This is a genomic window from Ruegeria sp. CDSB022, from assembly GCF_059611145.1.
Genome location: NZ_JBXWOZ010000009.1, coordinates 43,707 through 63,384, shown reverse-complemented (window position 1 = coordinate 63,384; position 19,678 = coordinate 43,707). Strand labels below are relative to the sequence as shown.

The window sequence follows — 19,678 nt, the reverse complement described above, 5'->3', positions numbered from 1 at the left end:
GCAAGGTCATCCGACAGGCAACCTTGCTTTGCCTGCACAGTGCCCACAGTCTGGCACCAACAAAAACAAAGGAGTGTCCATGCGCATCGCGATTGGTTTGGCTTTAGTGGGGCTTGCCTATTTGATATTTTGGCCTGTTGACGTGGACCCAGTGGCCTGGGAGCCGCCCGAAGCTCCGGGCTTTACCGGCGTGTTTGCCGAGAACAACGCTTTGGACAGCCTCGAACTAGTCTCTTTGCCGGATGGCGAGGAAGGCCCGGAAGACATCGCGATCATGCCGGATGGCACGATCTACACGACATCCATGTCCGGCGCGCTTTATCGGATCGACGGCGACAGCCCGGTCAAGATCGACGACCTGGGTGGGCGCCCTTTGGGTCTGCAAGCTGGGCCGGACGGCGCGCTATATATCGCAGATAGCTACCGGGGGCTGATGCGCTGGACCGGGCCTGGCACGCTGGTATCCCTTGTGTCCGAGATTGGCGGGTCTCCGGTGGTCTATGCCAATCAGTTGGACGTGGCTCCGGACGGTACGGTCTATTTCTCGAACTCGTCTGATCGGTTCGATCCCGAAACCATGGGCGGTACCAAAGCCACCTCGATCCTGACCATCTGGGAGCAGTCGGATACGGGATACGTGGCCCGCTATTCCCCTGATGGCACAACAAAAAAGGTGGCCGAGGGCTTTGTCTATACCAATGGTGTAGCGCTTTCCCCGCAGACGGATTTTCTGCTGATCGCCGAAACTGGCCGTGCGCGGGTGCACAAGCTCTGGCTAACTGGGCCGAGTGCTGGGCAGCGCGAGGTGTTGATGGAAAACCTGCCGGGATACCCCGATAACCTCACGGCGCAGGGCGACGGCACTTATTGGATGGCCTTCGCCAGCCCGCGGGTGCCGAGTGAAGCTTTGATGCCCTATCCCTTTTTGCGCAAGGTGATCTGGCGGCTGGGTCCTTTGGTGCGACCGGCGCCGATTCATCGCGGCATGATCGTCCAATTCGACGGGGATGGCACAATCCTGCAAACCTTGCAGGACCCCGGTGGGCGGCTGGGCATCACCACGGCGGGTCAGGTCGTTGGTGACCTGTTCTATGTCATGACGCTGGATTCGCCGTGGTATGGCCGGATGCCCGTCGCTGATTTGCCCTGACGTCGTGGTGGCACTGTCCTCGTCTTGCTGGCATGGTTGACGCAACACTGATTTCCGGAGGGACCAATGTCTCGCGTTTCCATCGAATACAAAGACCATATCGCCCATGTCACGCTAACCCGTGGCGACAAGATGAACGCGCTGGACGAAGCCATGATCAAGGCGATCCTGTCCGCCGGGCAAGAGGTGGCGGTCTCCGACGCCCGCGCCGTGGTGCTGTCGGGTGAGGGTAAAAGCTTCTGCGCTGGTCTCGACATGGCCAGTTTCGCCAGCATGGCCCACAAGGACCCGACCGAATGGCTGATGAACCGCAGCCATGACGACGCCAACGAAATGCAGGAGCTTGCCTTGATCTGGCGCCGTGTCCCCGTTCCAGTCATCTGTGCCATTCAGGGTGTGGCCTATGGTGGTGGTCTGCAAATCGCACTGGGCGCGGATATCCGCATTGCCCACCCCGAGGCGAAATTGGCGGTGATGGAGATGAAATGGGGTATCATTCCCGACATGGGCGGCATGGTTCTGCTGCCCGAGCTTGTCCGCTCGGACGTGCTGCGCTTGCTGACGTATACTGCACGTCCAATAGGCGCGCCGCAGGCGGCTGATTGGGGGCTGGTCACGAAACTCTCGGACGATCCTCTGACCGAGGCGCTGGCTCTGGCTGAAGACATCGCAGGCCAAAGCCCTTCAGCCATCCGTGCCGCCAAGCGCCTGATCGACGTGGCCGAAAACCGTTCGCGAGCCGACGTTCTGCTGGCCGAATCTGCCGAACAGGTGGAGCTGATCGGCAAACCCGATCAGATGGAGGTTGTCATGGCGCAGATGCAGGGCCGTAAGCCCAAGTTCAAGTAGTCACCACATGAATCCCGATGCGCATCGCGGTCCTGCACGTCAGGCAGTGGGGTGTAGGCTTTGCGCATCTGATCCAGCGTTACTTGAAATGAATTCTCTGGGTTGGACCTAGGTCTGTGCTTTCTTGATCCGGCGTACCACCAGAGTTCCCAATGATCCAAATTTTGGCCGGTTTTACTTTGGCTGTGGCCTCAAGGCAAAGCGGCTATCGCAGCCAGTTAGTCACCAGATAGGCAATGCCACCAGCCAGCAAACCCCAGACCGCGGCCCCCAGCCCGAAGACTGTGATACCGGACGCAGTGATAGCAAAAGTCAGGATCGCCGCCTCACGCTCGGCCACAACCTCCAGCGCAGCGTGGATCGCATTTGCCAGCACACCGATCAGTGCGACCCCGGCCAGCGTCCCCATCAGCAACGGATCGGCATGGGCGGCAAATCCTGTGATGGCCACGGCAAAAACACCAAACAGGCAATAGAATACGCCACCCATGATGGCCGACCAATAGCGCAGCGCAGGATCGGGATGACTGTCCTGATTTGAGCACATCGCGGCGGTGATGGCGGCAAGGCAGGTGGCGGGGGCTCCGAACGGGGCGGACAACAGGCTGGCCCCTCCGACGGCCGAGAACAGTTTGCCCGGCACGGGCGTAAAGCCAAAGCTGCGCATCACCGCGATGCCGGGGATGTTCTGTGTCGCCATGGTGACGATGAACAGCGGCATTCCGATCCCTATGGCCGAGGCCAGCGAGAATGTAGGCATGGCCCAGATCGGTGCCGCAATCAGACGCTCGGGCATGATCGTTGTATCTCCGGCGTTCAGGATGACTATAATGGCTGCTGCGATCACTGCCGCGGGAACCGCAAACAGCCGGTTGAACCGCCCCGCGATGAACCATGTCAGGATTACGGGTAGCGCCTGCCACGGAATCTCGACGGCCGCCTTGAACGGGAGGATACATAGAGGCATCAGAACCCCGGCAAGCATTGCCTGCGCTAACGTGGTCGGGATTGCAGCTGCCAACCTTCCCAGCGGCTTCCACAACCCAGCCACAACCGTCAAAGCGCCAGCGCACAGGAACGCACCGATAGCTCCTGAGAATCCCTCGACAGGTGTGGCGGATACAGCCAACAGCGCGACACCCGGCGTGGACCAGGCGACACTGATCGGCAACTTGTAGCGCAAGCTCAGCGCGATGGCGGCCAGCCCCATGGCGATGGCGGCGGTCATCAGGCCCGATGCGGCCTCCTCCGGTGACGCACCCATCGCATCCAGCCCCTGCAATACAATGGGGAATGAGCTGAAAAAGCCGACGATGGCCACAACCAATCCGGTTGAGATGGTCTGCATTGGTGGAAATGCGCGTGTCATCCTGCCCTCAGCGTTATCAACCTGCACTTGCTAGCAATCGTAAGCGGAGGTGAACAGGGCGAAATCCGGACCGGGGAACGAAAACCCCGCCAACGCGGGCGTGGCGGGGTCTGGTATCTTGAACGGTTTGGAGCAGACGAAGATCAGGCGATTTCGGCCAGACGTGCCAGCGCCTCGTTCAGTTTCACCTCTTCCTCTTCACGGGCGGCGAGGTTGGCTTTGGCTTCGGCGACAACCTCTTCCGGGGCCGAGGCCACAAATTTCGGATTGTTCAGACGACCGCGCAAACCACCCAATTCCTTGGCAAGTTTGCCCTTGGCCTTTTCCAGTCGTTCCTTTTCGGCGCCGATATCGATGATATCTGCCAGCGGCAAACCGAACGTCGCACCCGGCGCGGCAATCGAGATCGTTCCCTTGGGAAATGCATCCACTTTGGTCAGGCTGTCGATCCGCGCCAGCCGCTTGATCAGCGCCTCGTTACGGTCCCATGCAGCTTGGCCATGCGCGTCAATCTCTGTCACCAGCATCGGTACATAAAGGCCCGCCGGAACCCGCATCTGCGCACGAGCTGAGCGCGTGTTCTCGATCACCGAGATCACCCAGTTCATTTCGCGGTCCGCCTCTGGGTCGACCAGTTCGGTGCCGTAAGTCGGCCAGTCGGCGTGCACGACCATCTTGGCGCGCGTGCCTGTCAGGCCCCACAGTTCCTCGGTAACGAAGGGCATGATTGGGTGCAGCAAGACCATGCACTGGTCCAGAACCCAGCGCATGGTAGCGCGGGTCTCGGCCTGTGCTTCGGCATCGTCACCCTGTAGCAGCGGTTTGGAGAGTTCAACGTACCAGTCGCAGACCTTACCCCAGACAAAGGCGTAAAGCCCGTTGGCCGCATCGTTGAAACGATAGCTTTCCAGTGCGGCGTCGACCTCGGCCCGTACGCGGGCAGTTTCGCCTATGATCCAACGGTTTACGGCGGCCTTGGGTTTCAGATCAGCGACGTCTAGTTGCGGTACGGCGTCGGTGAAGACCTCGTTCATCTCGGCAAAGCGAACAGCGTTCCAAAGTTTTGTACCAAAGTTGCGATAGCCGGTGATGCGTTCGCGAGACAGTTTCAACACGCCACCAATCGCCGCCATCGAGGCATTGGTAAAGCGCAGCGCGTCGGCGCCGAACTCGTCCACGATCTCCAACGGGTCGATGACGTTGCCGGTGGTCTTGGACATCTTCTTGCCCTTCTCGTCGCGGACGAGCTGGTGCAGGTAGACGGTGTGGAACGGGATCTGATCGACCACCGCCAGTTGCATCATCATCATCCGGGCGACCCAGAAGAACAGGATGTCAAAGCCGGTGATCAGAACGTCCGTGGGGAAGTAGCGTTCCAGCTCCTCGGTCTGCTCGGGCCAGCCCAGCGTGCCGATGGGCCAGAGGCCGGAGGAGAACCAGGTGTCGAGAACGTCGGGGTCACGCCAAACCGGATAAACCAGCTTCGTCGGGTCTTGTTCAACTGCATACTGAGCAAGACTTTCGGCGAATTGATGGATCGCTTCTTGCTTATCGGCAACTTCGATTACAGTTGCGTGGCTTAGCGGGCTGGGAATGTTTGCATTATCGTCCAGGAATTTTTCAGTCACTGCCTCCAGACTCGACGCGCATTCCATGACATTGCCACGGTGCAACATACCGCCTTCGTTCAGCAAACGACCCAATTCGACCAGATCAAGGTTGCCGTCGTTCTCGTCATCTTTGAAGTTTTCGGCCGACAGGTCGAGGCCATACCAAACCGGAATCTGATGCCCCCACCACAACTGGCGCGAGATACACCAGGGCTCGATGTTTTCCAGCCAGTGGTAATAGGTCTTCTCGCCCGACTCGGGGATGATCTTGACCGTGCCGTCCTTGACCGCGTCCAGCGCGGGGCCGACGACTTTTTCGGCATCCACGAACCACTGGTCGGTGAACATCGGTTCGATCACGACCTTCGAGCGGTCGCCAAAGGGTTGCATGATCGGTTTGCTCTCGACCAGCGGGACGAGTGCAGCCGGGTCGTCGTCCTCACCCAGCTTTGTGCCCAGAACCGGGTTGTCGGCACGGGTCATGACGGCCAGACCGTCGTTGGTGATCTCTTCGACCACCTTGGCGCGCGCCTCGAACCGGTCAAGCCCGCGCAGGTGATCGGGGATCAGGTTGATTGCGTCGATCTCATTCTCGGTGAACTCCTTGCCGCGCGCGTATTCCTGCGCCTTGCCGGCCTCTTCGGCATAGGGCGCGCCATCGGCTCGCAATGCGCCACGCGTGTCCATCAGACGGTACATCGGAATACCGCCACGCTTGGCGACCATGTTGTCGTTGAAATCATGCGCGCCGGTGATCTTCACCGCGCCCGAGCCGAAATCGGGATCGGGATAGTCATCAGTAATGATCGGAATCTGCCGACGATGCTCTTTCGGTCCAACAGGAATTTCACATAGTTTTCCTATGATTGGCGCGTAGCGCTCATCTGACGGATGAACCGCAACCGCGCCGTCGCCCAGCATTGTTTCGGGCCGTGTCGTGGCGATTGAGATATAGTCGCGCTGTTCCTCAAGCACGATATTCCCGTCCTCATCCTTTTCGACATACGTATAGGTCTCACCACCCGCCAGCGGGTACTTGAAGTGCCACATATGGCCCGCGACCTCGATATTCTCGACCTCAAGATCCGAGATTGCGGTCTCAAAATGCGGGTCCCAGTTGACCAGACGCTTGCCGCGATAGATCAGGCCCTTTTCGTACATTTCTACGAAGACCTTGATGACGGCATCGTGGAAATTTGCAGAATTCTCATGCCCTGTGCGCGGGTCACCCGGTGCACCTGCCATGGTAAACGCGTTGCGGGACCAATCGCAGCTGGCGCCAAGACGCTTGAGCTGTTCAATGATCGTGCCGCCGTATTCACCCTTCCATTCCCAGACTTTCTCAAGGAACTTCTCGCGCCCGAGTTCACGCCGCCCTTCGTTGCCCTGCGCCGCCAGCATCTTTTCAACCTGCATCTGCGTGGCGATGCCCGCGTGGTCCTGACCGGGTTGCCAAAGCGTGTCGAAGCCGCGCATCCGGTGCCAGCGGGTCAGGATATCCTGCAGCGTGTTATTGAACGCGTGTCCCACATGCAGCGCCCCCGTCACGTTGGGTGGCGGGATCATGATGGTAAAGCTTTCATCGCGCGATCTGTTCGCGCCCGCCTTGAAGGCTCCGGCCTGTTCCCAGGCCTCGTAAATGCGGGCCTCGGCCTCGGCCGCGTTGAATGTCTTTTCCATCGCCATTGGATGCGTCCTGCGTCAACAAATTCGGGTTAGCGCTTGCAATATCGAAAGGATAGCAAAAGGGAAAGGGCCAAGCGCCGGGGCTATGGACAATGATGCATCGCAGCCTAATGTCGCCTAGAGGCAGAGACAGGAGCGCGCGGTGGAAAAGTTTGGCAAAAGCCAGCCCGTCAAACGGACCGAGGACCAGCGGTTTCTGACCGGGCAGGGGCATTATATGGACGATGTCCTACCGCACGGGGCTTTGCATGCTGTATTCGTGCGATCCCAGGTGGCGCATGGGGTGATTGGGGCGCTGGATCTGGATGACGCGCGCGCGGCCGAAGGGGTGCGGCTGATCATGACGCTGGACGACCTCAAGGCCGCTGGGATCGACACGTGTATGAATGCGGCCATCCTGAATAACCGAGACGGTTCGAAAGCCGCTGCGCCGGACCGGCATATGTTGGCCGCGGATCGCATACGGTTTGTCGGAGAACCCGTCGCTGTAGTCATTGCCGACACCGCCTTACAGGCCCGCGATGCGGCCGAGCTGATCTGGGTCGAAACCTCTGACTTGCCCGTAAAACTGGACGTGTGTGTGGGCGGAGAAACGCTGCACGCGGAAACTCCGGATAATCGGGCATTTGACTGGGCGCTGGGCGATGAGGCGGCAACTATTGCTGCGTTTCAGCAGGCGGCTCATACCGTTGCACTGAATGTGGACGACAATCGAGTTATCATCACGTCGATTGAACCGCGGGGCTGTCAGGCGCATTGGGTTGATGGGCGGTTGCACTTTTCCTATGGCGGGCAGGGGGTTTGGGCCATGCGTGGTCAGCTGGCGCAAAAGCTAAAGCTCAACCCCGAGGATATCCGAGTCACGACCCCGGATGTCGGCGGCGGGTTCGGCATGAAGGTCATGCCCTATCCCGAATATTTCTGTGTGGCCGTAGCTGCGATGAAACTGGGCCAGCCTGTTCACTGGATGTCTGACCGTTCCGAGGCAATGTTGTCCGATCACCATGGCCGCGACCTGTCTTCGCTGGCCGAGCTGGCATTTGACAGCGATCACCGGATCACCGCCTATCGGGTGCACAGCAAGGTAAATCTTGGGGCCTATAACAGCCATTACGGCCAGGCGATACAAACCAATCTTTTCAGCAAAGTGTTGATGGGTGCCTATGATGTACAAACCACCTATCTGCGGGTCGAGGGGTTCTTTACCAATACAACGCAGGTTGACGCCTATCGCGGCGCAGGGCGACCCGAGGCGATATATGTCCTTGAACGCGCTATCGACCGCGCGGCCCGAGAACTGGGCGTAGATCCCTGGGAGTTGAGGCGCAAGAATTTCATCCGGCCTGAGGCATTTCCTTACAAGACCGCGACCGGCGAAACGTATGATGTCGGCGATTTCGACATGGTTCTGTCCCAAAGCCAAAGACAGTCCAGCGGCTTTGCCGCCCGCAAGATCGCCGATGCTGAACACGGTTTGTTCCGGGGGCAGGGGATTTGTTACTATATCGAAAGCATTTTGGGCGACCCTTCCGAGAACGCAAAGATAGAGTTCGTTGAGGATGGCACCTTGAAACTTTTTGTGGGAACCCAATCCAACGGGCAGGGGCACGAAACGGTCTATGCTCAGTTCCTGTCTGACCAAACCGGGGTTCCCCTGGATTGCATCACCGTAGTTCAAGGTGACAGCGACCAGCTTCCGAATGGTGGGGGAACCGGGGGATCGCGATCAGTTACGGTGCAAAGTACAGCGACGCTTGCCACGATCGACGTCATGGTTGCCGCATTCACGCCCTATCTCGCAGATAAGATGGGGGTGGAAGAAAGCGACGTGCGCTTTGATTTTGAAACCTTCCGCGCGCCGGGATCAAACCTGACGCCCACTTTGACCGAGGCCGCGGATATGGCCCGTGCCGACGGGCGCGTTGATTTGTTGCAGCATCAGGCAAGCATCTCGCTGGACGACCGTAGCTATCCCAACGGGGCACATGTTGTCGAAATCGTGATTGACCCTTGTACCGGCGAAACATGGGTAGACCGCTATACTGTGGTCGATGATTTCGGTAATCTTATCAATCCGATGCTGGCCGAGGGGCAAGTTCATGGTGGTGTCGCACAAGGCATCGGTCAGGCGCTGTCCGAACATGTTGTCCATGATGCGCAGGGGCAACTGCTCACGGCATCGTTGATGGATTACGCCTTGCCCCGCGCAGCCGAGATACCCATGATTAAGTTTACCTCGGCGCCGGTACCGTCAACCTCTAACCCGTTGGGAATGAAAGGATGCGGAGAGGCCGGCACCGTGGGCGCGCTGGCTGCAGTGGCAAATGCGGTTCAGGATGCGCTCTGGGATCACGGGGTGCGGCAGGCCGATATGCCTTTTACGCCGCACAAAGTATGGGAACTGCTGAACGATGCAACTGTCGCGGCTGAGTAGAAAGGTACTGGGGTGGCTTGGACGGCCGCTGCGATCCGAGCATTCGGCCGAAACGCGCCATCGTGAACCTGTCAGCCATGTCATCATTCTAGACGGCACCATGTCGACGCTTGAGCCCGGATATGAAACTCATGCGGGGCAGGCGCTGCGGCTGTGCTGCGAGATGGGAAGCAAGGTATCCGTCTTCTATGAGGCCGGCGTGCAATGGGAAAGCTGGAAGTCCTCGTTGGATGTGATGATGGGGCGGGGGATCAATCGCCAGATACGCCGGGCCTATGGCTATCTGGCCTCGCGGTATAAGCCCGGCGACCGTATCTATTTCATCGGCTACTCACGTGGGGCCTACGGTGTGCGCAGCCTTGCGGGTGTGATCGATATGATTGGCCTGCTCAAGGCCGAGCATGCGACCGTAAGGAATATCAAACAGGCCTACCGCCACTATGAATGCAATGCCAATGGTAGCGCTGCTGCTGTGTTTCGCCGGCAGTTCTGCCATGAAGATGTTGCAATCGAAATGATCGGCGTGTGGGATACAGTAAAAGCGCTGGGCTTGCGTCTACCGCTGCTTTGGCGTTGGGCCGAGGATCGCCACGCCTTCCACAACCATCAGCTTGGTCCCGCTACGCGCCACGGCTACCACGCGATGGCGCTGGATGAAACGCGCGAGGTATTCGAGCCGGTCCTGTGGAAATGTACCCCCGATTTTAAAGGCCATATCGAGCAAGTCTGGTTCCGAGGCACCCATGGCGATGTGGGTGGCCAGTTGAACGGGTTTGAAGAAGCCCGTCCTCTTAGCAACATCTCGCTGGTTTGGATGCTGGACAAGGCAGAGCTGCACGGCCTGCCATTGCCGGAGGGATGGAGAGACCGCTTTGTGATCGACCCTCATGCGCGTTCGGTCGGCACATGGCGCGGTTGGGGTAAGATTTTCCTACTGCGCAAGCACCGCAAAGTAGGCCGCGACCGATCCGAGCGGCTGCATGTCTCGGTTTCGCCAAACGAACTGCCCGGTTGGGTGCCGATGCTGGATTTGCCATCGCATCCAGCGCAGTAATTCGGTTCCAGCTGCGAACAAAAATCACTGGGAACATTTACTGGTTAGTGAGACCCTAATACTCATATATTGAAACAAGTATCGGATCATCATACTCACGCCGAACACAAAGGCAAATTGACATATGGCAGACCCATATTTTTCCGAACTCAAGTACCTAGGAGGTCCACCACAGGACTTTATCGAGGTCGCTGTTGACGCGGGTGCGGATGTTTCTGGGCTTGTTGTTACGATCTACAACTCTGACGGATCTATCCGCAGCACTAACACGCTTGATGGGATCACCCCGACGACAGTCGCAGGCCGGGACGTCTATGTAATTGACTCAGCCAGTTCCGCCACCTTTACCGGGCTCGGTAAAACCAATGGTATCTCTTTATCCGACGGGTCAACGGTTTATCAGTTCAGCTCTTTCAGCGATCCCCCCAGCCCCGGCCCGATAACGGCGACAGCTGGCCCCGCCAATGGGATGAGCTCGACGGTTATCGGCGAGGCCGGGGCGGGAGATTCACTTATTTCCACCGACAATGGTGGAACCTATACGGTGAACACCACTCCGACACCGGGCACCATACCGTGCCTTACGGCAGGAACGTTGATTGCGACCGATCAGGGCCCTGTCCTGATCGAGAGTTTGAAGCAAGGTGATCGTGTCTTGACGGATCATGGTTGCACGCAGCCTTTGTCACAAATCATTCGGCGACATGTCAGCGCGCGGGATTTGCGCCGCAATCCCAAGCTTTACCCAGTACGCATTTGCGCTGGCGCGCTAGGGCAGGGCCTGCCCAGACGCGACCTGCTCGTGTCCCGTCAGCACCGGATGCTGATATCCTCGGCGATCGTTAAGCGCATGTTTGAGCGCCCCGAGGTTCTGGTCTCAGCTATAAAGTTGGTCGAGCTTCCGGGGATATACGTCGACGACAGAATTACAGAAGTTACTTATTTCCACCTGGTGTTTTCTGAACATGAGGTAATTTATGCAGATGGCGCCCCGACCGAGAGCCTTTTGCTTGGCGATGAAGCACTGAAATCTCTACCGGCAGCAGCCATGGAAGAGCTTTTTACGCTGTTCCCCGATCTTGTCGAAACCCCGATGCAAAAGACCAACTACAAAATCCCAGAGGGGGGGCGGCAAAAGCGATTGATCGCTCGGCATGCACGGAACCGGCGGCCGCTTTTGGCAGATTACGACTCTTCTTCGATTCCAGTGTGATCGCTCTTAGATGACGCAGAGCCAAAACAGGTGTATTGCCTACATTCCGGCCTGCTGCGGGCACCGCGTTCTGTTGCTAGGTGCCTGCCGTCGTCAAAGCCTTACCGCCGCCGGTCGCGACGTGAGCTCATAGGCTGGAACGCCACACCCACATGCGCTTCGCAATAAGGTTTGCCTGCCTCAACGGGCAGACCGCAAAACCAGAAATCCTCGGTCGCGGGGTCGCCGACGGGCCATTTGCAGGTCTTCTCGGTCAGTTCCATCAGCGTCAGCTTTTTGGCTTTCTTCTCAACCTCGTTGACCTTGGCCAGCGCCTCGGGGCTGATCTCGTTCGCTGAAGGTTGCGGCGGCAGCGGTTGACCGGCCGGGATGATCTGACGGCGGGCCGGTACAGCGGGCTTGGTCTCGGCTGCAGGGGCTGCGGCTGGACGTGCCGGTTCCGTCTTGGGCGTGGGTTTGGGCTTGGCCTCGGCCTTGGGCGCGGGCGCTGGTTTTTCCTTTGGCTCAGCCTTGGCGGGGGTCGCGCCGGTTGCGCGATTCGACAGGCCCAGCCGGTGGACTTTGCCGATAACCGCATTGCGGGTCACACCGCCCAGTTCCTTGGCGATCTGGCTGGCCGACTGGCCCTCGCCCCACATCTTTTTAAGCAGCTCTACACGCTCGTCAGTCCAGGACATCATTTGCCTTTCAAAAGCGGAAAGCGGCCCCGGATTCGGGCCGCCTTGGGAATTCGTCTCAGCCCCCTATTTTAAACACTGCGGTCCGAGTTACAAGCGGTCTTCGAATCAGGTAGAGGGCAGATCATGCAGAATCTCATGGATCATGAGGCGCGCCGCTTTGGTGCGGTGAATTGGATGGGTCTCTATACGCTGGCCCGGCGGGAAACTTTGCGGTTTTTGGCGGTGTGGACGCAGACACTTTTGGCACCGCTGGTGACTGCGGGGCTGTTTCTGCTGATCTTCAACATCGCTATCGGGCCCAGCCGGTCTGATGTGATGGGCATGCCATTTTTGACCTTCCTGGCGCCGGGCATCATGATGATGACGGTGATCCAGAATGCGTTTGCCAATACTTCGTCCTCGATGGTGATCTCGAAAGTACAGGGCAACATCGTCGATACCCTTATGCCGCCGCTTTCGCCGCTAGAGATTCTGCTGGGATACCTTGCGGGCGGCATTGCCCGTGGCTTTCTGATCGCTGTTGTCGTTGCAAGCGCGCTGGCGCTGGTGCTCGGTATTGTCCCGCAGAACCCACTGATCGCCTTGATCTTTGTGGTGCTGGGAGGGGCCTTTATGGGCGCGCTGGGTCTTTTTGCCGGGATATTCGCCAATAAGTTCGACCAGATGGCTGCGATTACCAACTTCATCGTCACGCCTTTGGCGTTTCTTTCTGGCACCTTTTACTCGGTCGAGGCATTGCCGCCGGTTTTGTACCGGCTAAGCCACGCCAACCCGGTTTTCTATCTGATCGACGGGCTGCGCTATGGTATGATTGGGGTTTCGGACAGCTCGCCCTACCTTGGGATGTTGATCTGCACGGCTGCAACACTGGTGGTCGGTGCACTGACCTGGCAGATGCTGCGAACGGGCTATCGGCTCAAGGCCTGACGGTGCCGCGCCTCGCGCCACACAAGAATCAGCCCTCCGGCCAAGATGATGGCAGATCCAATCAAGCTGACCGCGTCGGGCACCACATCGAATATCGCAAAATCATATAGCGCAGCGAACAGCAGTGTCGCATAGCTTATCGGCGCTACGAAAGACGCATCTGCCCGCGCCATGCCGTTAACGAAACAGGCCTGTGCGCAAGCCATCAATGCGCCGATCCCCGCAAGGGCGGCCCATTGCGCCGGGTTGGGCATCTGAAACACGAAACTCACCGCGACCGATGCGATGGTCAGGCCCATCGCGTTGTTCACCAATAGAATTTGGATCGGGCTCTCTCGCCCTGACAGCTTTTTGATAAAGATCAGCTCCATCCCGATGACGACAGCCGCCGCCAGCGCCAGTAACGCCGCAGGTTGGAAGCTCGCAGGTGTCGGGCGCAGCAGAACCATTGCCCCGATCAGGGCCACCGCCGCCGCCAGCCAGCGCCAGGGGCCGACGCCTTCTTTCAGCAAGGGAATGGCCAGAACCATCGCAAAGACCGGGTTCAAGAACGAAATCGCCGTCGCATCCGCCATCGGTATGAACGCGACCGATGCAAACATCAGCGTGATTCCCAGCCAGCCAAAGCTTGTCCTACCGATATGCAGCCCCCAATAGGGCCGCCGCAGGGTAGGGCGCATGATGCCCACTGCTGAAACGATGACCAGGAAGGCGAATAGAAACCGCCCGTGGCTGATCTGCATTGGATGCAAAGGAGCACCTAGCGTATCTGTCCCCAAAGCTTTGGCCAGCAGGGTGGTTGCCGCAAGGAATGCACTGGCGACAAAAATCAACAGTGCCGCAAGGGGCGGGTTATGCGCTTTGGGAACGAACATGCGTAAGCGGTGATGTACGGGTGGACGAAAGGCAAGGGGTAAAACGGTCAGGGCTGTCCCGACGGTGTTGCAAGAGCCTGTTTGGCCTGTCGCAAGCTGTCCAGAAAACGATTTGCGCGGCCGATCCGCGCCTCAACCTCTTCGATCCGTTCCTGAAGAAATGCTACGCCGTCAAAGGTTTCGGGATCAGCCGCACCAAGTTGCCCCAGCAGAGTTGCAAGTTGGGCGATACTGATCCCCGCCGCCTGTGCATCGCCGATCTGTTCCAGCGTGATCAGCATGTCATCCGGGTAGTCGCGATAGCTGTTTGTCGCTTCTGGCCCGGGGCGCGAGGCAATCAATCCGTGCCGTTCGTAAAACCGCAATGTGTCGCGGGGCAGCCCGCTTCGGCGGGACAGTTCTCCGATACGCATCTGTAAAACCATTGACTATACTCTATGGTTTTGATCTTATGGCCCGTGGTCAAAGCCTGCAAGGGGAAAGATGATGGGATCCAAATGTCAAAGCTGCGGCATGCCTCTTAGCAAGGATACCGAAGGGGGAGGCAGCGAAGCGGACGGAACCCGCAGCACACGGTATTGTTCACTCTGTTACGCTGACGGTGCGTTTCGACATCCCGATGCCTCGTTCGAGGAATTTCAGTCCCATTGTCTGGATGCGCTGGTGAACAAGGGCATGCCCCGCATTCTGGCCTGGGCTTTTACGCGCGGTATGGGTCGATTAGACCGCTGGAGCGAAGGCTGATACGGGGGTTGCAGCGTTGCAGCAACAAAGCCCTTTTCATCGCAAATCTTCGGCGCTATACGGCATCCATGATCAAACACGCTGATATCCTGCGACTTCGACGCCGACGCTTTGCCGCGTAACCGGCCCGTTTGATCCTTTTGCGCTGCCCAAATCGGCGCATCTCCCACCAAATCAGTTGACGAACATGGCCCTCGTGTATCACTCACGGGGCTCAACATATCGAAAAGGATGATCCGATGATCCCGTCCGTTCTGCCGACCTATAATCGTGCGCCCCTGACCTTTGTGAAGGGCGAAGGCGCTTGGCTGACCGAGGCGGATGGCCGACGTTTTCTGGATATGGGCGCGGGGATTGCTGTGAATGCACTGGGCCATGCGCATCCGGCGCTGGTGAACGCGCTGACGGAACAGGCCCACGCACTGTGGCATGTGTCGAACCTTTATAACATCCCTCAGCAGCAGGCGCTGGCTGATAAGCTGGTTGAACATACCTTTGCCGACACGGTGTTCTTTACCAATTCAGGCACGGAAGCCTGCGAGCTGGCTGTGAAAATGGCACGCAAATATTTCTACGATAAAGATCAGCCCGAACGGGTCGACATCATCACCTTTGACGGTTCGTTTCACGGTCGGTCTTCGGCAGGTATCGCCGCTGCGGGGTCCGAGAAAATGACCAAAGGCTTTGGCCCGCTGCTGCCCGGCTTTGTACACCTGACATTTGGTGATCTTGACGGCGTCACCAATGCGATCTCGGACAAGACCGCGGCGATCTTGATCGAACCCATTCAGGGCGAGGGCGGTATTCGCCCCGTCCCTGATGCCGAGCTCAAAGCGCTGCGTCAGATCTGCAACGACAATGGCCTGTTGCTGATCCTCGACGAGGTCCAATGCGGCGTTGGGCGTACCGGTAAACTTTTTGCCCATGAATGGGCGGGCATCACGCCTGACATCATGATGGTCGCCAAGGGCATCGGTGGAGGGTTCCCTCTGGGTGCGGTGCTGGCCACCGAAGACGCGGCCAGCGGCATGACGGCAGGTACGCACGGGTCGACCTATGGCGGAAACCCTCTCGGTTGCGCGGTGGGCTGCGCGGTGATCGACCAGGTTGCAACCCCCGCCTTTCTGGACGGGGTCAATCGCAAGGCGGGCATGTTGCGCCAGAAGCTCGAAGGATTGATTGCAAATCATCCGGACGTGTTCGAAGAGGTGCGCGGCGCAGGGCTCATGCTGGGTCTGAAATGCAAGGCGACCAACTTGGACGTGGTGAATGCGGGATATGATAACGGCCTCATCACCGTTCCCGCCGCTGACAATGTGATCCGCCTATTGCCGCCTTTGACCCTGACAGAGGACGACATTGCACAGGCGGTTATTCGTCTGGAGAAAACGGCCGCGCAGGTCGATAGCAATCTGGCGTCTGCCTGAGCCCACCCGATTAGAAAAGCGAAACGACATGAAGCACTTCCTCGACATTCACAAAACCAATGCCGCCGCTTTGCGGGGCATGATCGACCAGGCTGCTGCCATGAAGCAGGCGCGTCTGGGGCAGCCAAAGGCGGCACCGGATGACGAATTGGCACTCAAAGACCGCATGGTCGCCCTGATCTTTGAAAAACCGTCAACCCGGACGCGCGTGTCCTTTGATGTGGGCGTGCGCCAGATGGGTGGTCAGACGATGGTCCTTTCGGGCAAGGACATGCAGTTGGGCCACGGCGAAACCATCGCTGACACCGCCCGCGTGCTGTCGCGCTATGTCGATATGATCATGATCCGGACATTTGACGAAACCATCCTAACCGAAATGGCGGAATACTCGGACGTGCCGGTGATCAACGGCCTGACCGATCGCACCCATCCTTGCCAAATCATGGCCGATGTTCTGACGTTCGAAGAGCACCGAGGCCCGATCGCTGGGAAGAAAGTCGTTTGGACTGGCGATGGTAACAATGTGTGTGCCTCGTTCCTTCACGCGGCGGGCCAGTTCGGGTTTGATCTGACTTTTACGGGCCCGGCGCAATTCGACCCCGAAGAGGATTTCATGGGTTTTGCCCGTCAAAAAGGGTCCAAGATTGTTGTGGAACGGGACCCCTACAAGGCTGTAGATGGGGCCGATCTAGTTGTCGCCGATACCTGGGTTTCGATGCACGACTCTCAATCCGCGAAAGAACGGCGCCATAACCTGCTGCGTCCTTATCAGGTAAACGCCGAATTGATGGCCCATGCCAAACCCGATGCGCTGTTCATGCATTGCCTTCCTGCGCACCGCGAAGAAGAAGCGACATCCGATGTCATGGATGGGCCGAACTCGGTCATTTTTGACGAGGCCGAAAACCGACTGCACGCCCAGAAGGCCGTTATGCGTTGGTGTCTGGGTGTCTGAACACATGAAAATGGCAAGAGAGAGCCGCGTGCTCTCTCATGATTTCCGGAGTGCACAATGCCCCATTTAGTCCTCGAATTCTCTCAGGGCCTTGAAGAGAAACATGATTTCCATGCGATCTGCGAGAAGTTGTTTGCGGTGCTTTCTGAACATGCTGAGTTTGATGCACCGGCCCTTAAGATCCGTGCCAATCCGGTCACCTATTTTCGGATCGGGACCGAACCGCAGACCTTTGTCCATGCGACGCTTTTATTGATGCAGGGCCGGGATGAGGCCACGCGAGCTGAACTGAACGCTACCGTTTTGGATGTTCTGACTGTTGCCATGCCCGAGGTTGGCAGCATCACGGTGCAAGAGGTCGAACTGAACCGTGCGTCTTATGCCAAACGCCTGGCGTGATTGTGTTTGGCAATTTGTCTATCTGAAGCACGGCGACTGACACCTTCTTTGGCCGCAAGCAACATTCCTTTGCAGGGCAGCAAAAATGCCCTGCATTCCCCGTCAAACAGGTGATCGGATAGCGAGCTGTCTGGATGGTTCTTTTCTCAGGTGGAATTTCTGTTAGAATTGTTATGTAATAACATTAATGATATGTCATAACGGACAAAAATCCACCGGAGTTGTGCAATTATTGAGGTTTCTTTCAGGTGCAGCGGCCTGCATCTTGCAGGGGCGAACCGTTGCCTGCCGAAAAAGGGAGAAACTGGAATGAGCTGGAACCCGTCTCACAACCCCGATCGTTTGACTGAGAACCCGTCTTTAGAGGCACTGATCATTCCTCGTGCACGTGATCTGGGTGGGTTCGAGGTGCGCCGTGCGCTACCCTCGGTCAAACGACAGCTTGTTGGCCCGTTCATTTTCTTTGACCAGGTGGGCCCTGCAGAATTCATCACAGAAGGCGGTATAGACGTCCGGCCTCACCCTCATATCGGGTTGGGCACGATCACCTACCTGTATAAAGGGGAATTTGAGCATCGTGATAGCTTGGGTACCCATCAGATGATCTATCCCGGTGAGGTCAACTGGATGATTGCAGGACGTGGCGTGACCCATTCTGAACGCACCAGCAAGGAAACGCGCAGCAAAAGACACAGTCTTTTTGGCATTCAGACCTGGATCGCGCTGCCAGACGACCAGGAAGATATTGCACCGGACTTCGAACATCATAAACAATCTGCGCTGCCCCATATTCAGGATGCTGGGGTCAGCGCTCGTCTAATCCTTGGCTCGGCTTATGGTGAAAGCAGCCCGGTCACGACACTGTCTGAAACCTTCTATCTGGACGTGCAGCTTGCCCCTGGGGCCTCTTTTCCTTTGCCTGATGATCAAGAAGACCGCGGTGTTTATGTGACGGAAGGAACGGTTGAGATCGCCGGGGATCAGTTCACCCAAGGTCGTATGATGGTGTTTCGGCCAAGGGATCGCCTTTCCGTTCAGGCAGGGCCGCAGGGTGCGCGGCTAATGTTGCTTGGAGGTGCGACGTTGAACGAGGATCGTTATATCTGGTGGAACTTCGTGTCGTCCTCAAAGGAAAAGATAGAAGCAGCCACCCGCGAATGGAAAACGGCGGACTGGGCCAAAGGGGCTTTTCAACTGCCTCCGGGGGACGATCAAGACTTCATCCCGATTTCAGAAGACCTTGAACGCACCCGTCCGAGGCGCGCGCGCTGACCTGGCGTCATTTGGCCTTGTCTGACAGGCGGATCGCGGCAATCTTTGACCGAAGGGGAGGGGCGTCATGAGGATCGCAATCGCGGGGGCGGGCAGCATTGGATGTTACTGCGGGGCTTTGCTGGCCCGATCCGGTCACGATGTCACCCTGTTGGGGCGGGCACGAATCCTCGACCCGATCCGGGATAAGGGGCTGATGGTCACAGATTTTTCAGGCCTGCGGTGTCATGTGACCAACCTGTCCCTGACCGAAGATCCGGCGGAACTGAGTGATGCTGAAATAGTCATTGTCACGGTAAAGACCGGCGCGACGGAAGAGATGGCGAAGGATATCGGGAAACACGCTCCAGACGCTGTGATCCTCTCCTGGCAAAATGGACTGGAAAACGCAGGCACCTTACGTACGATGCTTCCGCACCACGATGTCCGCGCCGGTATGGTGCCCTTCAACGTCGTCTCGACAGATACTGGCGGATTTCATCGCGCGACTTCTGGTGAAATCGTTATCCAATCCGGCCTCGGCGATTTGGGCGCAAAGCTGACTGGTCCCGACCTACCGGTGTCAGAGAGTGACCAGATCGAAGCCGTCCAATGGGGCAAGCTGGTGATCAATCTCAATAACGCGCTGAATGCGCTGTCCGGGTTGACGTTGAAACAGCAGTTGCTGGACCGCAACTGGCGCCAACTGATGGCAGATCAGATGTCCGAGGCCCTGACCGTGCTGCACTCCGCCGGCCAACCGATTGTGCCAATGACGCCGCTGCCCGCATGGATGACACCGTATATCCTGCGCCTGCCGACGCCCTTGTTTTCGCGGGTTGCCTCCCGGATGCTGACCATTGACCCCTCGGCGCGCACCTCTATGGCCTATGACCTGTTGGCAGGGCGCCCAACGGAAATCGACAGTCTGCAAGGCGAGATCATCCGTTTGGGCGAGCGGCACGGCATTGCGACCCCAATCTGCGCGCAGGTTCGCGAAAAGATTGCACAGAACCCAAAATCCCCGCTTACTCCCGAGCAAATCCGAAGCTGAT

At 58.0% G+C, this 19,678-nt stretch carries 17 protein-coding genes; 12 read left to right on the top strand and 5 right to left on the bottom strand.

Annotated elements, in window-relative coordinates:
- The first annotated feature begins 79 nt into the window (after positions 1-79).
- The gene (locus AC2FIZ_RS14095) at positions 80-1,150 is read left to right on the top strand and encodes an SMP-30/gluconolactonase/LRE family protein (RefSeq protein ID WP_281973260.1); all 1,071 of its coding nucleotides are present in this window, start codon (positions 80-82) and stop codon (positions 1,148-1,150) included.
- 66 nt (positions 1,151-1,216) lie between these two features.
- The gene (locus tag AC2FIZ_RS14090; RefSeq protein WP_281973259.1) at positions 1,217-1,999 is read left to right on the top strand and encodes a crotonase/enoyl-CoA hydratase family protein; all 783 of its coding nucleotides are present in this window, start codon (positions 1,217-1,219) and stop codon (positions 1,997-1,999) included.
- Positions 2,000-2,204: 205 nt separating this feature from the next.
- Here AC2FIZ_RS14090 and AC2FIZ_RS14085 read toward each other — a convergent pair whose 3' ends face one another.
- Together AC2FIZ_RS14085 and AC2FIZ_RS14080 are read right to left on the bottom strand one after the other, a co-directional pair.
- A complete protein-coding gene (locus tag AC2FIZ_RS14085; protein ID WP_246097247.1) occupies positions 2,205-3,368 on the bottom strand; it encodes a benzoate/H(+) symporter BenE family transporter in 1,164 nt (387 codons plus the stop codon).
- Between the two features lie 143 nt (positions 3,369-3,511).
- Positions 3,512-6,664, bottom strand: coding sequence for a valine--tRNA ligase (locus AC2FIZ_RS14080; RefSeq protein ID WP_281995776.1), 3,153 nt, complete (start codon positions 6,662-6,664; stop codon positions 3,512-3,514).
- Positions 6,665-6,806: 142 nt separating this feature from the next.
- Between AC2FIZ_RS14080 and AC2FIZ_RS14075 the strand changes: the two genes are divergently transcribed.
- From AC2FIZ_RS14075 to AC2FIZ_RS14065, 3 genes are all read left to right on the top strand, one after another.
- Positions 6,807-9,098, top strand: a complete 2,292-nt coding sequence (locus AC2FIZ_RS14075; RefSeq protein ID WP_496791215.1) for a xanthine dehydrogenase family protein molybdopterin-binding subunit — start codon at positions 6,807-6,809, stop codon at positions 9,096-9,098.
- Positions 9,076-10,152 (top strand): T6SS phospholipase effector Tle1-like catalytic domain-containing protein, encoded by a 1,077-nt coding sequence (locus AC2FIZ_RS14070; protein WP_496791213.1) that lies wholly within the window; start codon positions 9,076-9,078, stop codon positions 10,150-10,152. The genes AC2FIZ_RS14075 and AC2FIZ_RS14070 overlap by 23 nt, the downstream gene beginning before the upstream one ends.
- 124 nt (positions 10,153-10,276) lie before the next feature.
- A complete protein-coding gene (locus tag AC2FIZ_RS14065) occupies positions 10,277-11,365 on the top strand; it encodes a Hint domain-containing protein (protein ID WP_281973255.1) in 1,089 nt (362 codons plus the stop codon).
- Positions 11,366-11,466: 101 nt separating this feature from the next.
- Here the strand turns inward: AC2FIZ_RS14065 and AC2FIZ_RS14060 are convergent, their stop codons facing one another.
- Positions 11,467-12,042, bottom strand: a complete 576-nt coding sequence (locus AC2FIZ_RS14060) for a GcrA family cell cycle regulator (RefSeq protein ID WP_281995779.1) — start codon at positions 12,040-12,042, stop codon at positions 11,467-11,469.
- Positions 12,043-12,168: 126 nt separating this feature from the next.
- Here AC2FIZ_RS14060 and AC2FIZ_RS14055 point away from each other — a divergent pair, with 126 nt between their 5' ends.
- On the top strand, positions 12,169-12,972 hold the full coding sequence (locus AC2FIZ_RS14055; RefSeq protein ID WP_496791212.1) for an ABC transporter permease: 804 nt from the start codon (positions 12,169-12,171) through the stop codon (positions 12,970-12,972).
- Here AC2FIZ_RS14055 and AC2FIZ_RS14050 read toward each other — a convergent pair.
- Both AC2FIZ_RS14050 and AC2FIZ_RS14045 read right to left on the bottom strand, forming a co-directional pair.
- Positions 12,954-13,847, bottom strand: coding sequence for a DMT family transporter (locus AC2FIZ_RS14050; RefSeq protein ID WP_281995781.1), 894 nt, complete (start codon positions 13,845-13,847; stop codon positions 12,954-12,956). The two genes, AC2FIZ_RS14055 and AC2FIZ_RS14050, sit on opposite strands and share 19 nt — an antisense overlap.
- 47 nt (positions 13,848-13,894) lie before the next feature.
- On the bottom strand, positions 13,895-14,272 hold the full coding sequence (locus AC2FIZ_RS14045) for a MerR family transcriptional regulator (protein WP_281995782.1): 378 nt from the start codon (positions 14,270-14,272) through the stop codon (positions 13,895-13,897).
- Between the two features lie 58 nt (positions 14,273-14,330).
- Here AC2FIZ_RS14045 and AC2FIZ_RS14040 point away from each other — a divergent pair, with 58 nt between their 5' ends.
- The 6 genes from AC2FIZ_RS14040 to AC2FIZ_RS14015 all read left to right on the top strand — a co-directional run bounded on the left by AC2FIZ_RS14040 (position 14,331) and on the right by AC2FIZ_RS14015 (position 19,677).
- Positions 14,331-14,591: a zinc ribbon domain-containing protein gene (locus AC2FIZ_RS14040; RefSeq protein ID WP_345741813.1), complete on the top strand. Its 261-nt coding sequence runs from the start codon at positions 14,331-14,333 to the stop codon at positions 14,589-14,591.
- 239 nt (positions 14,592-14,830) lie between these two features.
- Positions 14,831-16,018 (top strand): aspartate aminotransferase family protein, encoded by a 1,188-nt coding sequence (locus AC2FIZ_RS14035; protein WP_142638068.1) that lies wholly within the window; start codon positions 14,831-14,833, stop codon positions 16,016-16,018.
- Between the two features lie 28 nt (positions 16,019-16,046).
- The gene (gene argF, locus AC2FIZ_RS14030) at positions 16,047-16,973 is read left to right on the top strand and encodes an ornithine carbamoyltransferase (protein ID WP_271950442.1); all 927 of its coding nucleotides are present in this window, start codon (positions 16,047-16,049) and stop codon (positions 16,971-16,973) included.
- A 57-nt stretch (positions 16,974-17,030) separates the two neighbouring features.
- Positions 17,031-17,372 (top strand): 5-carboxymethyl-2-hydroxymuconate Delta-isomerase, encoded by a 342-nt coding sequence (locus AC2FIZ_RS14025; RefSeq protein WP_281995783.1) that lies wholly within the window; start codon positions 17,031-17,033, stop codon positions 17,370-17,372.
- Between the two features lie 309 nt (positions 17,373-17,681).
- Positions 17,682-18,644, top strand: coding sequence for a pirin family protein (locus AC2FIZ_RS14020; RefSeq protein ID WP_496791210.1), 963 nt, complete (start codon positions 17,682-17,684; stop codon positions 18,642-18,644).
- Positions 18,645-18,711: 67 nt separating this feature from the next.
- Positions 18,712-19,677, top strand: a complete 966-nt coding sequence (locus AC2FIZ_RS14015; RefSeq protein ID WP_496791208.1) for a 2-dehydropantoate 2-reductase — start codon at positions 18,712-18,714, stop codon at positions 19,675-19,677.
- Position 19,678: the final 1 nt, after the last annotated feature.